The organism is Rhodococcus sp. FG69 (genome assembly GCF_057808915.1).
Map to the genome: position 1 here is coordinate 121,033 of NZ_JBMDIX010000007.1, position 12,954 is coordinate 133,986.

At 63.5% G+C, this 12,954-nt stretch carries 16 protein-coding genes; 6 read left to right on the forward strand and 10 right to left on the reverse strand.

Going from position 1 to position 12,954, the window contains the following annotated elements; all coding sequences use genetic code 11:
• Positions 1-60: 60 nt before the first annotated feature.
• Positions 61-954, forward strand: coding sequence for an oxidoreductase (locus ACODSO_RS08010; RefSeq protein WP_489036290.1), 894 nt, complete (start codon positions 61-63; stop codon positions 952-954).
• 34 nt (positions 955-988) lie between these two features.
• Here the strand turns inward: ACODSO_RS08010 and ACODSO_RS08015 are convergent, their stop codons facing one another.
• From ACODSO_RS08015 to ACODSO_RS08030, 4 genes are all read right to left on the reverse strand, one after another.
• Entirely contained in the window at positions 989-1,984 is a 996-nt protein-coding gene (locus ACODSO_RS08015; RefSeq protein ID WP_489036291.1) for an NADP-dependent oxidoreductase, read from the reverse strand.
• A 15-nt stretch (positions 1,985-1,999) separates the two neighbouring features.
• The gene (locus tag ACODSO_RS08020; protein WP_489036292.1) at positions 2,000-2,422 is read right to left on the reverse strand and encodes an organic hydroperoxide resistance protein; all 423 of its coding nucleotides are present in this window, start codon (positions 2,420-2,422) and stop codon (positions 2,000-2,002) included.
• An 8-nt stretch (positions 2,423-2,430) separates the two neighbouring features.
• Entirely contained in the window at positions 2,431-2,868 is a 438-nt protein-coding gene (locus ACODSO_RS08025; RefSeq protein WP_489036294.1) for a MarR family winged helix-turn-helix transcriptional regulator, read from the reverse strand.
• 85 nt (positions 2,869-2,953) lie between these two features.
• Complete coding sequence (locus ACODSO_RS08030) at positions 2,954-3,985, reverse strand: ABC transporter substrate-binding protein (RefSeq protein WP_489036296.1); 1,032 nt, start codon at positions 3,983-3,985, stop codon at positions 2,954-2,956.
• Positions 3,986-4,282: 297 nt separating this feature from the next.
• Between ACODSO_RS08030 and ACODSO_RS08035 the strand changes: the two genes are divergently transcribed.
• On the forward strand, positions 4,283-5,365 hold the full coding sequence (locus ACODSO_RS08035) for a 3-deoxy-7-phosphoheptulonate synthase (RefSeq protein ID WP_489036297.1): 1,083 nt from the start codon (positions 4,283-4,285) through the stop codon (positions 5,363-5,365).
• Here the strand turns inward: ACODSO_RS08035 and ACODSO_RS08040 are convergent.
• Positions 5,362-5,985: an alpha-ketoglutarate-dependent dioxygenase AlkB gene (locus ACODSO_RS08040; protein ID WP_489036298.1), complete on the reverse strand. Its 624-nt coding sequence runs from the start codon at positions 5,983-5,985 to the stop codon at positions 5,362-5,364. The genes ACODSO_RS08035 and ACODSO_RS08040 overlap by 4 nt on opposite strands.
• Before the next feature lie 97 nt (positions 5,986-6,082).
• On the opposite strand from ACODSO_RS08040, the gene ACODSO_RS08045 reads away from it, so the two are divergent.
• Positions 6,083-6,508 (forward strand): VOC family protein, encoded by a 426-nt coding sequence (locus ACODSO_RS08045; RefSeq protein ID WP_489036300.1) that lies wholly within the window; start codon positions 6,083-6,085, stop codon positions 6,506-6,508.
• On the opposite strand, the gene ACODSO_RS08050 is transcribed toward ACODSO_RS08045, so the two are convergent.
• Entirely contained in the window at positions 6,505-6,957 is a 453-nt protein-coding gene (locus ACODSO_RS08050; RefSeq protein WP_489036301.1) for a hypothetical protein, read from the reverse strand. The two genes, ACODSO_RS08045 and ACODSO_RS08050, sit on opposite strands and share 4 nt — an antisense overlap.
• A 122-nt stretch (positions 6,958-7,079) precedes the next feature.
• Here ACODSO_RS08050 and ACODSO_RS08055 point away from each other — a divergent pair, with 122 nt between their 5' ends.
• Complete coding sequence (locus tag ACODSO_RS08055; RefSeq protein ID WP_489036302.1) at positions 7,080-7,439, forward strand: hypothetical protein; 360 nt, start codon at positions 7,080-7,082, stop codon at positions 7,437-7,439.
• Here the strand turns inward: ACODSO_RS08055 and ACODSO_RS08060 are convergent.
• Both ACODSO_RS08060 and ACODSO_RS08065 read right to left on the reverse strand, forming a co-directional pair.
• A complete protein-coding gene (locus ACODSO_RS08060) occupies positions 7,436-8,452 on the reverse strand; it encodes an AraC family transcriptional regulator (protein ID WP_068377793.1) in 1,017 nt (338 codons plus the stop codon). The genes ACODSO_RS08055 and ACODSO_RS08060 overlap by 4 nt on opposite strands.
• Positions 8,449-9,633: a pyridoxal phosphate-dependent aminotransferase gene (locus ACODSO_RS08065; RefSeq protein ID WP_489036304.1), complete on the reverse strand. Its 1,185-nt coding sequence runs from the start codon at positions 9,631-9,633 to the stop codon at positions 8,449-8,451. Before ACODSO_RS08065 ends, ACODSO_RS08060 begins: the two co-directional genes overlap by 4 nt.
• Positions 9,634-9,715: 82 nt before the next feature.
• Here ACODSO_RS08065 and ACODSO_RS08070 point away from each other — a divergent pair, with 82 nt between their 5' ends.
• The gene (locus ACODSO_RS08070) at positions 9,716-10,330 is read left to right on the forward strand and encodes a carboxymuconolactone decarboxylase family protein (RefSeq protein ID WP_489036306.1); all 615 of its coding nucleotides are present in this window, start codon (positions 9,716-9,718) and stop codon (positions 10,328-10,330) included.
• On the opposite strand, the gene ACODSO_RS08075 is transcribed toward ACODSO_RS08070, so the two are convergent.
• Positions 10,296-11,213 carry a sigma-70 family RNA polymerase sigma factor gene (locus ACODSO_RS08075; RefSeq protein WP_489036308.1) on the reverse strand — a complete coding sequence of 306 codons (918 nt, stop codon included), beginning with the start codon at positions 11,211-11,213 and terminating at the stop codon, positions 10,296-10,298. The genes ACODSO_RS08070 and ACODSO_RS08075 overlap by 35 nt on opposite strands.
• 42 nt (positions 11,214-11,255) lie before the next feature.
• On the opposite strand from ACODSO_RS08075, the gene ACODSO_RS08080 reads away from it, so the two are divergent.
• Complete coding sequence (locus tag ACODSO_RS08080) at positions 11,256-12,242, forward strand: LLM class F420-dependent oxidoreductase (RefSeq protein ID WP_489036310.1); 987 nt, start codon at positions 11,256-11,258, stop codon at positions 12,240-12,242.
• Between the two features lie 16 nt (positions 12,243-12,258).
• On the opposite strand, the gene ACODSO_RS08085 is transcribed toward ACODSO_RS08080, so the two are convergent.
• Positions 12,259-12,927, reverse strand: a complete 669-nt coding sequence (locus tag ACODSO_RS08085; protein ID WP_489036312.1) for a DUF3239 domain-containing protein — start codon at positions 12,925-12,927, stop codon at positions 12,259-12,261.
• Positions 12,928-12,954: the final 27 nt, after the last annotated feature.

Genomic DNA, 12,954 nt, shown 5'->3' on the forward strand with positions numbered 1-12,954 from the left:
CTAGCGAAGCGTCGGCAGGTGCTCGGGGCCTGTTGGCGCCGGAAGCGATAGGCTTCCAGCATGACACCGGATCGCCGTTGGACCGCAAAAGACATCGGCGATCTGACGGGTCGAAAATTCATCGTCACCGGCGCCAACAGTGGACTCGGTGAGGTGACTGCCAGGGCGCTCGGGGCCGCAGGGGCAGATGTTCTGTTGGCCTGTCGGGATACGGCCAAGGGCGATGCGGTGGCTCGCAGCATCGGTCTCAGGGCGCACGTGCGACAGCTGGATCTGGCGGATCTGGAATCGGTTCGATCGTTCGCGAGCACCGTGGATTCGGTCGACGTGTTGATCAACAATGCCGGCGTCATGGCTGTGCCGTTTCGACGCACGGCCGACGGATTCGAGATGCAGTTCGGTACCAACCATCTTGGTCATTTCGCGCTGACGGGTCTGCTGGCGAGTAAGATCACCGATCGCGTCGTGACACTGTCCAGTGGATTGCACCAGATCGGGCGTATTCACCTCGACGATCCGAACTATGAGCGTCGGCCTTATCGCCGCTGGCTGGCGTACGGGCAGTCCAAGCTGGCCAATCTTATGTTCGCTCTCGAACTCGATCGTCGACTGGCTGCAGCGGGTTCGGAGTTGAAATCGGTTGCAGCGCATCCTGGGTATGCTCGAACGAACCTCCAGGGGCGTACCGAATCGTTCCAGGACACCATGATGGCCATAGGCGGAAAAGTGCTCGCGCAGAGCGCCGAGATGGGCGCGTTGCCCGAGTTGTACGCAGCGACCTCACCCGACGTGACGAGTGGGCTGTACATCGGCCCGGACGGGCGATCCGAGCTGAGCGGCTATCCCACCATCGTCGGGCCGAGTTCCCGTGCGCGCGACCGCGCGGTCGCGTCCGCGCTGTGGAGCAAGTCCGAGGAGCTCACCGGCGTGCGCTTCGCTCTCGCGAGTGGGTAGTGACGTCACTACCCACTCACGAGTAGGTCATGGGTCAGATCGAGACGACCATTTTTCCGGTGTTCTCGCCGCGAAGTAGACCGATGAAGGCCCTGGGAGCGTTCTCGAGACCGTCGACGACGGTCTCGTCCCACTCGACGGCGCCGTCGGCAAGCCACTGGGCCATTTTCTCGGAGAACTCACCCGCAAGGTGGCTGTAGGACCCGACGATGAAGCCCTTCAGCGTCAACTCCTTGCCGATGGCCAAGGCCAGATTGCGCGGAGCAGGTGTCGGTTCGGTGGCGTTGTACTGAGAGATTGCGCCGCACAGTGCAAATCGTGCGTACTTGTTCGCCGACGCGATCGCAGCTTCGAGGTGTTCACCGCCCACATTGTCGAAGTAGACGTCAATTCCGTCGGGGGCCGCTTGTGCCAGTTGCGCTTTCACCGATCCGTCGTGGTAGTCGAACGCCGCGTCGAAACCGAGCTCGAGCAAACGTGCCACTTTCGCGGGCGAGCCGGCGCTGCCGATGACGCGTTCCGCGCCGAGCGCCTTGGCGATCTGGCCGACGAGCGATCCGACTGCTCCAGCTGCGCCGGAGACGAAGACGGTGTCGCCCGGCTTGAACTGCGCGACGGCGGTGAGCCCGGAATAGGCGGTGAGTCCGGTCATTCCGAGAGCGCCGAGATACGACGACGCCTTCGCACGAGTCAGATCCACCTTTCGCGCGCCTTTTCCGTCGACGACGGCGATGTCACGCCAACCCTGGCCGTGGCTGACGGCGTCGCCGACCGAGAACGCATCGTTGCGAGTCTCGATGACCTCTCCGACGGCTCCTCCGTCTAGCGGCGCGTCGAGCGCGAACGGGGGAACGTAGGACTTGACGTCGTTCATGCGGCCACGCATGTAGGGATCGACGGACATGACGATGTTCCGTACCAGAATCTGGCCGTCCTTCAGGGATGGCAGTTCGGTGACGACGGCGCGGAAATTGTCCGGTACCGGTTCGCCGTTGGGGCGAGATGCGAGGTGAATTTCCTTGGCTTGCACAGTAATAACCTTCTTCTAGTCGTCGGTGACGGTGACGGTGACGTCGATGTTGCCGCGAGTGGCGTTGGAATACGGGCACACTTGGTGCGCTTGGTCGGCAAGTGCCTGCGCGTCGTCGTGGGCGAGATTGGGGAGCGTCACTTCGAGGGTGACCTCGAGCTGGAAACCGCCGGCATCGTTGGGGCCGATGCCGACACGTGCGCCGACTGCGGAATCGGTGATGTCGGCCTTCGCCTGACGCGCGACGAGCTGCAGTGCCGAATGGAAACATGCTGCATAGCCAGCGGCGAAGAGCTGCTCGGGATTGGTGCCTTCGCCGTTGCCACCCATTGCCTCGGGGATTGCAAGGTCGAGATCGAGTCGTCCGTCGGAGGTTCGTGCGTGACCGTTGCGGCCTTCGCCGGTTGCCAATGCTTCGGCGGTGTAGATGGTCTTCATGTGAGTGATTACCCTTCTGTGTCGTGAAGTGCGCTGGTCAGCTTGACCAGCGAGTCTCGGAGATGCTCCAGGTCTTCGACCGTCATGCCGGTCTTGTGAGCGAGCTGTCTGGGGATGTCGAGTGCCTCGGTCCGCAGTGCGCTTCCGGAGTCGGTCAGGTGAATTTCGACCCGGCGTTCGTCCGTCGTGAGGCGACGTCGCTCGATGAATCCGAGTCCTTCGAGTCGCTTGAGCAGCGGTGACAAGGTGCCGGTGTCGAGTTCGAGTTCGGCACAGATCTCGCGGACACCGCGGCCGTCCTTCTCCCACAGCACCAGTAGCACGAGGTACTGGGGGTAGGTGACGCCGAGGCGCTCGAGCATCGGGCGATACACCGCGGTGGTCGCCCGTGATGCGGAGTACAGCGCGAAGCACACCTGGCGATCGAGTGCGAGTTCGTTGGTCACCTCAGGAACAGTAGTGCACGTTTAAGTTGTGCGCAACCTATCTGGGAAGAAGCCGGTGCGCGCGACTGCGCACGCACCGGAGGGGTCAGCGAGTCAGTGACTCGGACAACCCGTCGAGCACGATGTTTGCGGCGGTCGGGCCGGCGTTGAGATACCAGGGATCATCGTCGACCGTCACGATGTGACCCTCGGTGGAGCTACTCATTCCGGTCCACAGTGGATTGGTCGTGTACGTCTCGGCGCGCGAGCCTGTCTCCGACGTCTGGCTGCCGACGAAAACCCAATCGGCGTTTGCCAATTGAATCTCCTCCTCGCTGAAGTCCTGAGAAGTCTTGTCGAACTGCTGGCTTTCGGGCCGAGCGAGATCGGCATCCCAGGCGATGTATCCGGCGAACGACGGGACCCCGAACACACGGGCGCGGTCAGCGGTGAACCGAACGAACGAAACAGTCGGCTTGTCGGCACTGACCTGCTGCCCCAGACCCTTTGCTCGCGTGACGAAATCGTCGATGAACGACTGTGCTTGTTCGGTACGGCCGAGAGCGTCCGCCAGCAGCAGGAAGTCCTGCTTCCAGTTCACTCCAGTGCCCTCGGTGAGCACGGTAGGTGCAATAGCGGACAGTGTGTCGTAGCTGTCCTCGGATGCCGCCTTGTTGGCAAGAATCAGATCTGGTTCCAGCTCGGCGATCGCTTCGAGATTCGGGGCCTGACGGCTACCCACGTCGACGAAGTCGGCGAGTTCGTCGCTGTACTGCGGAAATTCGCGATTGATGTAATCGGGAACGAGAGCCGCCCCATCGCCGTATGCGACGCCGGTCGGTACGACTCCCAGTGTCAATGCCGCATCGAGTTGCCCGGTCGCGATGACGACTATGCGTTTCGGTTCGGCGGGGATCTCGGTGCTGCCTCCGAAGTGGCCGACGGTGCGGGGAAAGACGCCGTCGTCGACGCCGGGAGAGCCCATGCCGTCGGGAACGCCGGTCGGTCCTGGGGATTCGGCTACCGCTTCGGAGGTGCTCGTGGTGACAGGTTCGTCGGTGGGTGTGTCACTGGAACTGCACGAGGCCACGAGTGCTGCTGTGGCGATGACGGACAAGATGATCGATGTGCGTTTCACGGGGCCTCTTGAATCGGGAATCATACTGAAGGTAAGGAAACGCTATCCTGTGCTGAATGGATAGACAACATTTGCCCACGGTCGGGCCGGCGCCGCAGGCCCACGCCGCACTCGAGAAGAGGCGTGCTACCGTCGTGCCCATGCAGCGCGCATATTTTTGGTTTAGCAGGCCGGCCCCGGGTGGGTCAGCCAGCGACGCCATGCGCTGAAACCCCCACCCCACGAGCCGGATACAGACCGGCTCGACGTGCGCGTGGAGCTCTGCGAGAGCCGGTCTGAGAAAGTAGACAACTTCTCATGACTATCGACATCACCCCCATGGATACAGATCTCGACGATCAGCGCACCATCAGCATCAGTCCGCTGGTGGCGCCGTCGTTGCTGCGCCGCGAACATGCGGCCGACGACGCGGTGTCCGCGACGGTTCGCCGTGGGCGCGCCGGCGTCGTCGACATCCTCGACGGCCGTGACGACCGCCTGATCGTCATCGTCGGACCATGCTCGGTGCACGACACCGCTGCGGCGATGGACTACGCACGCAGGCTTGCGGAGAAGGCCGTCGAGCTGGGCGACCGCCTGCACATCGTCATGCGTGTGTACTTCGAGAAGCCGCGCACGACGCTGGGCTGGAAGGGCCTGATCAACGATCCTCACCTCGACGGCTCGTTCGACATCAACGGGGGGCTGCGCGTGGGGCGCCAGCTACTCGTCGACATCTCCTCGCTCGGTTTGCCGGTCGGATGCGAGTTCCTCGACCCGATCACACCGCAGTACATCGCCGACCTGGTCAGCTACGGCGCCATCGGTGCTCGCACCGCGGCCAGCCAGGTACACCGGCAGCTCTGCAGCGCACTGTCGATGCCAGTGGGAATCAAGAACTCGACCGAAGGTGACGTCCAGGTCGCGGTCGACGGCACCCGTGCGGCGGCATCGAGCCACGTGTTCCCGGGCACCGATCTCGACGGCCAGGCGGCTTTGATTCGGACCACCGGCAACCCTGACTGCCATGTCATCCTCCGTGGCGGAACCGACGGGCCGAACTACGACGCCGACTCGGTCGCCGACACCGTCGCCCGGCTGCGGAAGTCCTCGCTGCCCGAACGTGTCGTCATCGACGCCAGTCACGGCAACAGTCGCAAGGATCACAACAAGCAGGTCGATGTAGTCACCGACCTGTCCGCGCGTATCGCAGCAGGCGAGCCCGGAATCGTCGGCGTCATGCTCGAGAGCTTCATCGAAGAAGGTCGACAGGACTTGACCCTCGGGCACAAGGACGAGCTCACCTACGGGCAGTCCATCACCGACGCGTGCCTCGACTGGGCTACCACCGCAACGCAACTCGACGCTCTCGCCGCAGCAGTGGAGAGGCGCAGGATCTAACGTACTCCGCGCGGCCGGAACTGCACGCTCACGCGTGGGCCGGTCGCGCGGATGCTCTTGGGAACGGCATGTTCCCAGGTTCGCTGACACGTACCGCCCATGACGATCAGGTCTCCATGTCCGAGAGTGAACTTCAGCGACTGCCCACCTCCTCGCGGCCTGAGCATCAATTGCCTTGTCGCGCCCAGGGATACGATCGCGACCATCGTATCTTCGGTGGCGCTGCGGCCGATGTTGTCGCCGTGCCACGCAACGCTGTCGGATCCGTCTCGGTAGTAGCACAATCCGGCGGTAGCGAACTCCTCGCCGAGCTCGGAACGGTAGTGCGCATCGAGTGCTGTCTTGGCGTCGACTATCGCAGCGTCCGGCCACGGTTCGGTCTCCGAGTAGAACCTGACGAGCCGAGGAACATCGACGACTCGGTCGTACATCTGACGACGCTCTGCCCGCCAGTCGACTTTTCCGACCAGCCGGTCGAACAGGTCCACCGAACTGGCCCATCCAGGCCGTACGTCCACCCAGGCCCCGTCGCTGAGCTCGCGTCGGGTGACGGATGAGCCCAGGGGTCCGAAGTCCGAGTCCTCGTCGGTGAACAACGAACCCTGCACTTCGACACTCATGGCAACAAGTCTAGCTTCATTCGAACGTATGTTCCAGTGTGGGAAAATGGCGGCTGACTCCAGGCGCCATGTCGGTGTCGGGTCCTATCGTGTCTTCATGGGCTACGACATTCAGGTTGTGATCGACAGCGAGCACCCTCACCAGCAGGCGAAGTGGTGGGCAGCAGCTCTCCAGTGGCAGGTGGAGCCGTCCGACAGCGACTTCATCCGCGGCCTCGTTCAGGCCGGACATGCCAGAGAAGAGGACACCCTCGAGTTCGACGGCCAGCTCGTCTGGAAGATGGGCGCGGCCATCACGGACCCCGAAAGACCGGGGAGTCCGCGGGTGTTGTTCCAGGCGGTGCCGGAGTCCAAGACGGTCAAGAACCGGCTGCACTTCGACATCCGGGCCGGCGACGAACGGGAGGCCATCGCGCAACAACTGGTCGACGCGGGCGCCACAGTTCTGCATCGTGGCCAGGTCGGGCCGAGTACGTGGATCACGATGACCGACCTGGAAGGCAACGAGTTCTGCGTGGGCTAGGAGTGATGACCGCGGGCGGGAGAATCTGCCGACGCACTCCGAGTCAAATGCCATCCGACCGCTGTCAGTAGTACGCCCACCAGGCCGAACACCACCTGCAGAATGTGGAACTCTCTGATGACAGCTATCTGTCCCACGATCCACACGATGAGAAGCAGTCCCGCCGTCGTCGTGATCAGCGCCGCCCGGGGAATGACTCTCCAGAGCGCCAAAGCTGCAGCCGTCGTCGGCACTCCGACCACGAGTGCAAGTGCGACGCCGGCCAGGACGATACTGTCCCAGGGCAAGCGTTGTGGGACCTCACTGCCCAAAGTGGTTCCGCCACCGATGAGTCCGATCGCTCCGGCGAACGCGAGAACTCCGGTCACGGCGGCCGCCACCGCCGCGATGTTCGACCAGATGCGGTTGGTGACTCGTGGTGACCGTGCCTTGGTGTGTGTTGTGTGCATTGCCCCTCCTCGTCGATGGCTGATCCGCCTGTATCACTCAACGGCAACGACGAGGGCGCCCAATAGGGTCGTTCGACTCCCCGATCTGTGACCGTCGACCGCGGCCCACGATCATCCGTCGCGTGCACACTTCCTTCATGCCGGACACGTCGTCGAGTCTTGTGATCGGAATCGAAGAGGTGGGGGCCCACCAATGGTGGAAGGCCCTGATCGCGACGCTCACGTCGCAGTCAGGTGCTGCGTACATGCGCTTCGTCGGAGTGGTCGGGAAGGAACCGAGGTACTTCAGCGCAACGTTCCCAGTGCCTCGAACCGTGGGCTTCCTTTCACCACAGGACGAGTGGGCGGCCGACATGCGGCACAGTCTGCGCGAGATCGAAAAGCAGGTCGAGAACGACGGGTGGCGTCTACTGAGCCGTTCCGAGGACCCATGGAGGCTCGAATACACGAGGGTAGACAATCGATTCCCCGACGAGGTCTAGCGGTAGGCCCCCGGCGTTCGGCCGGTCCACCGTTTGAACGCCCGTCGAAAAGCCGACGGTTCCGAGAACCCGAGTCGGCTGGAGATGTCGTCGACGGAATCTCCTCGACTCAACCCGGACACAGCCGCGTCGAGCATTACTTCTTCGCGAATCTGGTTGACCGACGTCCCCTCTTGGCGCAACAGGCGTCGAAGATGGGCGGTACTGACCGACAGCATCTCGGCGATCTCGACGGTCCCCGGGGCTCCGCCGTGCAGACCGAGTTCCAATGCCCGACGAACCTGCGACGATGCAGTGCTGTCGTAATCACGCGCAGTGAACAGTAGATTCGGCGACTCGCGGAGGTAGTTCGCCAGAGTCTCTTCGGTCTGGACTATCGGTGCGCGCATCGCAGCGTTGTCGAATTCGAGCACCGCTGCAGGCGCACCGTAGGTCACGTGGGTGCCGAACATTCGGTCGTAGAGCTTTCCCGTTGCCGGATCGCCGAGTTCGTAGGGGAGCTCGACGGAGTGAAGTTTCACTCTGCCGCCGATGAGCCACGCAGCGAAGCGGTGCACGAGGACCATCCGGAAGTCGGTGAGCAGTTGGCCTGCTACTTCCCGTGCACTGTCGGGTAGGTGACTGTTGTCTGCCGGTGGGATGGTCAATCGCGTCGACTTTTCGCCGCGAGTGATCAGCATCGGCGGCATCCCCGACAGCACTCGCGTCGTCTCCGACATCCGTTCCATGGCTGCGGACAGGTCCGGACTGTGAATGAGCGTCAGGCAGATGACCCGAAAGCTCCCTCGGCGCATAGGCGTCGAGGACAATCCGAACAACTCGTCGTCGGTGAGTTGCCAGGTTGCCTGGGTGAACAGCGTGACTTGTCGTGCGGTGAGCCGAGAGTGTGGATCCTTCAAGGTCTCGGGTCCGATGCCGGCGATCGACAGTGGATAGGACAGGTCGACGCCACCGCTGGCTGCAAGCGAGACTGCTTTGACGACGAAGTCGACTGGGATCGTTCTGGCTGTCATCGGCCTGTGGCGAGTGTGTGCAGCCTGCCGGCCGCCGCATTCAGAACTTCGTCCTTCTTGCAGAAAGCAAAGCGTACCAACGTCTTCCATGGATCTGGATGATCGACGAACGCTGCCACCGGTACCGCGGCGACGCCGATTCGGTGCGGGAGCGATCGGCAGAACTCGACCGCATCGCTCTCGCCGAGTGGTGCTACATCGGCGCACACGAAGTACGTTCCACTGCTGGACTTCACGTCGAATCCGGCATCGGACAGCGTCGCGGACAAAAGATCTCGTTTGGACTGGAGGCTGGACCGCAGCGCGCTTACCCATTCGGCCTCGTGGGTGAGAGCGTGCGCCACCGCAGGTTGGAACGGGGTGCCTCCGACGAACGTCATGAACTGTTTCGCAGCGCGGACAGCATCGATCAGGTCGGCTGGGCCGAGCGCCCAACCGGTCTTCCATCCGGTGGCGTTGAACGTCTTCGCCGCGCTGGACACGGTGACGGTCCGCTGGAACATGCCGGGGAGGGTGGCAAGGGGTACGTGGGTGGAGCCGTCGAAGACGAGGCGTTCGTAGACCTCGTCGGTGAGGACGAGCAGGTCGTGTTCGCACGCGATCTCGGCGATCCGGACGAGCTCGCGGCCCGTCATGACCATCCCGGTCGGATTGTGTGGCGAGTTGACGACCAACAGCTTCGTCCGCGGAGTGATTGCCCGCTCGAGGGCATCGAGGTCGACAGCAAAACCTGAACCGTCCTCGACAAGCGGCACTGTCGTGCGCCTGGCACCGGCAAGCGCGACCGCCGCGGCGTAGGAGTCGTAGTACGGCTCGATCAGCAGAACCTCCTCACCCGGCTCGACGAGCCCGAGGATGGTCGCCGCGATTGCTTCGGTGGCACCCACGGTGACGAGTATCTGATCTGCAGGGTCGTACTCGAGGCCGTAGTTGCGCGTGCGATCGGCGGCGATAGCCTCGCGCAACACCGGCATACCGGGGCCCGGCGCGTACTGGTTCAGCCCGCCGGCGATGGCCTCCTTGGCTGCCGTGAGCATCGACGCGGGGCCATCCGTGTCGGGAAATCCCTGGCCGAGATTGACCGCGCCCGTCGCGACGGCAAGGGCCGTCATCTCGGCGAAAATCGTCGATCCGAACGGTCGTAGACGTTCTACAGTTCGGCTCTGATACTCCGCGGACATCCTTGCAGCGTAGCTGGTGTCACATTTCCAACCGGCAGCTCGTCGAAGAGAGCAGATGGTCCTACTACTTTCGGGAGAACTCATGTCGCGCATACCGCCGGTCGCCCCGTCCGACGCTGGAATTCTGGTCCGCCTGGCATACCGTGCCGCCGCCAAGATGGTCGGTGAAGTGCCGGAACCGTTCGCGGTGTTCGCCAACCATCCGAAGTTGTTCTTCACCTCCCTCACGCAGGAATTCGCAGCCGACAAAGCGTCGACGACGCTTCCTCTCAGCGTTCGCGAGCTCGCCGTCTACCGGGTGGCTTGGACGCTCGGCTGCTCGTGGTGTGTCGATTTCGGAACGATGATGCAGCGACTCGACGGCCTCGATGTCGACAGGTTGAAAGAGATCGGCGACTACGAGACGTCGTCGAAATACACCGACGACGAGCGAGCAGCCATCGCGTATGCCGATGCCATGACGTCCACGCCGGACTCCGTCTCCGACGGTCAGGTCGCCGATCTCGAACAACGGTTCGGCCGCGCCGGCGTCGTCGAGCTGACCTTCCAGATCGGCCTCGAGAACATGCGCGCTCGGATCAACTCGTCCCTCGGTATCACCGAACAGGGATTCAGCTCGGGTGACGCATGTCGGGTGCCATGGGAGAGTGCAGACACTCGGCTCACTCCGCAGGCCGAGCTGCCAGCTCAGCGCTGACGCCCGCGAGCTTGGCGGGATTCGCGAAGTCGTACGACGCCCACACCAGGCCGTCGCGGACGGTGAAGCCGCCGGCGCGGGCGGGGAAGCTGCGCTCTCCGGAAACACCACGGGAGTAGTAGCCGAGTTGTCCGTTCACCGACGCCGGTGACATCGACGTCAACGACGCGGGACCGTACATCGCCACCAGGCCGAGGTAGAACCGAGCGCACTTGCTCGGGCCGCGTACCACCTGTACCGCAGTGCGAGTGGTGCCGCCGCTGTCGCCGATCATGCGGCAGTCCGGATGCAGCGCGGCGAGAACGCGGTCGAGGTCACCGCTCGCCATCGCCGTCATGAGGCGGGTGACCGCCTCGTCGTGCTCGGCATCGGGCGCAGCAGCAGGTGTCGCGTCGACCTGCTTGCGGGCACGGGACGCCAACTGGCGGGCTGCGGCGGGGGACACGTCGAGAATGGCTGCCACGTCGTCGAAGGGCACGGCGAAGCCGTCGTGAAGCACGAAAGCCACGCGCTGGGCCGGGGTGAGTGTGTCGAGCACGACGAGAGCGGCCAGCCTGGTGTCCTCACGCTGTACGACGAGGTCGAGTGGGTCCGACGACGGAGCGTTCCACACCGACACGACCGGTTCCGGAAGCCATTGGCCGACATAGCTTTCTCGCCGGGACGTAGCCGACTTCAGCCGGTCGAGGCAGATTCGAGCGACGACGGTGGTGAGCCATGCGCGCAGATCCTCGATCGATTCGGCGTCGGAAGCCGACAGTCTGAGCCAGCTTTCCTGGACTGCATCCTCGGCGTCGGCGACACTTCCGGTGACGCGGTAGCCGACCGCGAGGAGATGGCTTCGGTGCGACTGGAACAGTGCGGCGAGCGAGCCTGTGCTCATGGCGCTCAGTCTATTGCCTGGTGCATCGGTAGGATTCTGACCATGCGATTCGGACTGTTCATTCCCCAAGGCTGGCGACTCGACCTGGTCGGTATCGACCCTGCTGCACAGTGGGGCGTAATGCGGGATCTGGCTACCGCAGCGGATTCCGGTCCGTGGGAGTCCCTCTGGGTGTACGACCACTTCCACACCGTTCCGGAACCGACGGAGGAGGCGACGCACGAGGCGTGGACGCTGATGTCGGCATTCGCGGCGTCGACGTCGCGTATTCGTCTCGGTCAGATGTGCACAGCGATGGCGTACCGCAATCCCGCGTACCTGGCCAAGGTCGCTGCGACGGTCGACCTGATCTCCGGTGGACGCGTGGAGATGGGTATCGGTGCCGGTTGGTACGAGCACGAATGGCGCGCATACGGCTACGGCTTTCCCTCCGGCGGGCAGAGGTTGGGCGCGCTCGACGAAGGCGTGCAGATCTTCAAGCAGGCGTGGGAGAGCGGGTCGGCCACTCTCGATGGCAAGTACTACCAGGTCGACGGTGCTCGCGTCTGGCCGAAGCCGTTGCAGGATAACGGTATTCCCCTGTGGATCGCCGGAGGTGGCGAGAAGGTGACGCTGAAGATCGCGGCCAAGTATGCCGATTACACCAACTTCGACGGCACTCTCGAGGGATTCACGCACAAGTCGGAGCTGCTGCGGGGACACTGCGAGACCGTCGGGCGTGACTTCGGTGCAATCGTCCGTTCGGCCAACTACAACGTGGCAATCGGGTCCACCGAAGCGGAGGTGGAGGATCGTCTGAAGCAGCTGCAGGACCGGCTCACCAGGTACGTCGGCGCCGAGAAGGCAGAGGGTGCGCTCGGTGCGTTCCGCGGGCTACCCGGCGTCGGGACCCCGGAGCAGATCGTGGAGAACCTCACCGCGTTGAAGCAGGAAGGTCTCGGCTACGGCATCTTCTATTTCCCGGAAGCCGCCTACGACCGCACCGGCATCGAACTCTTCGAGCGGGAAGTCATGCCGGCGCTGAGCTGACCGACCTGGGCGCAGATTACCGAAGGTCGTCGGGGAGGTCGTGCGGATCGACCAGCAACTGCTGGTTGTCGGCCTCACGGACCTTCTCCGACAGACCGATGTTGGCCACCAGCAGCGACCATTCCGCCTCGCTGATCTCGGCGGTCGCGCGCTCGATCACCGACTTGTCCGTCGTCCCCCAGGCGATCGGCATGGGCGATACCATCTGCCAGCTGTCGCTGATCGTGTTCTTGGTGCGGTCGGACAGCACCGAGACCGACGGGACCAACTCGCCCTCGACCAGCTCGTGACCGGGTAACGATCTGACGCTTCGCGTGACGAGAGCATAGTGCGGTGAGTTCGCATCGGGCTTGGCGATGTCGATCAACGCCAGCAGAGTGACTCCGCGAGCGCGTGTCTCGGCAATGACCGCCGGAACCAGGCTCCCGTTCTTGTACAGATCTTCGACGGTGCCGACCTTCCTCGGCGCCCACACCGTGACCCACAGTGAGGTTGCCGCGGTGATCACGAACACTGCACCCAGAATGTACGACCACGGGTGCGCGAGCCAGAAGAACCACGCGGCCGCAGCGATCAACACCGCTGCGGTGACGATGGCCGAGGCGCGAAGCCGTCGAACATCGGCCATCGTCTCGTTCACCGACTTGGCGTGGGCTACATCGACAGGGAACTGGAATCGGCGCACATGCCCATTAGTAGCACGCACGCCCCG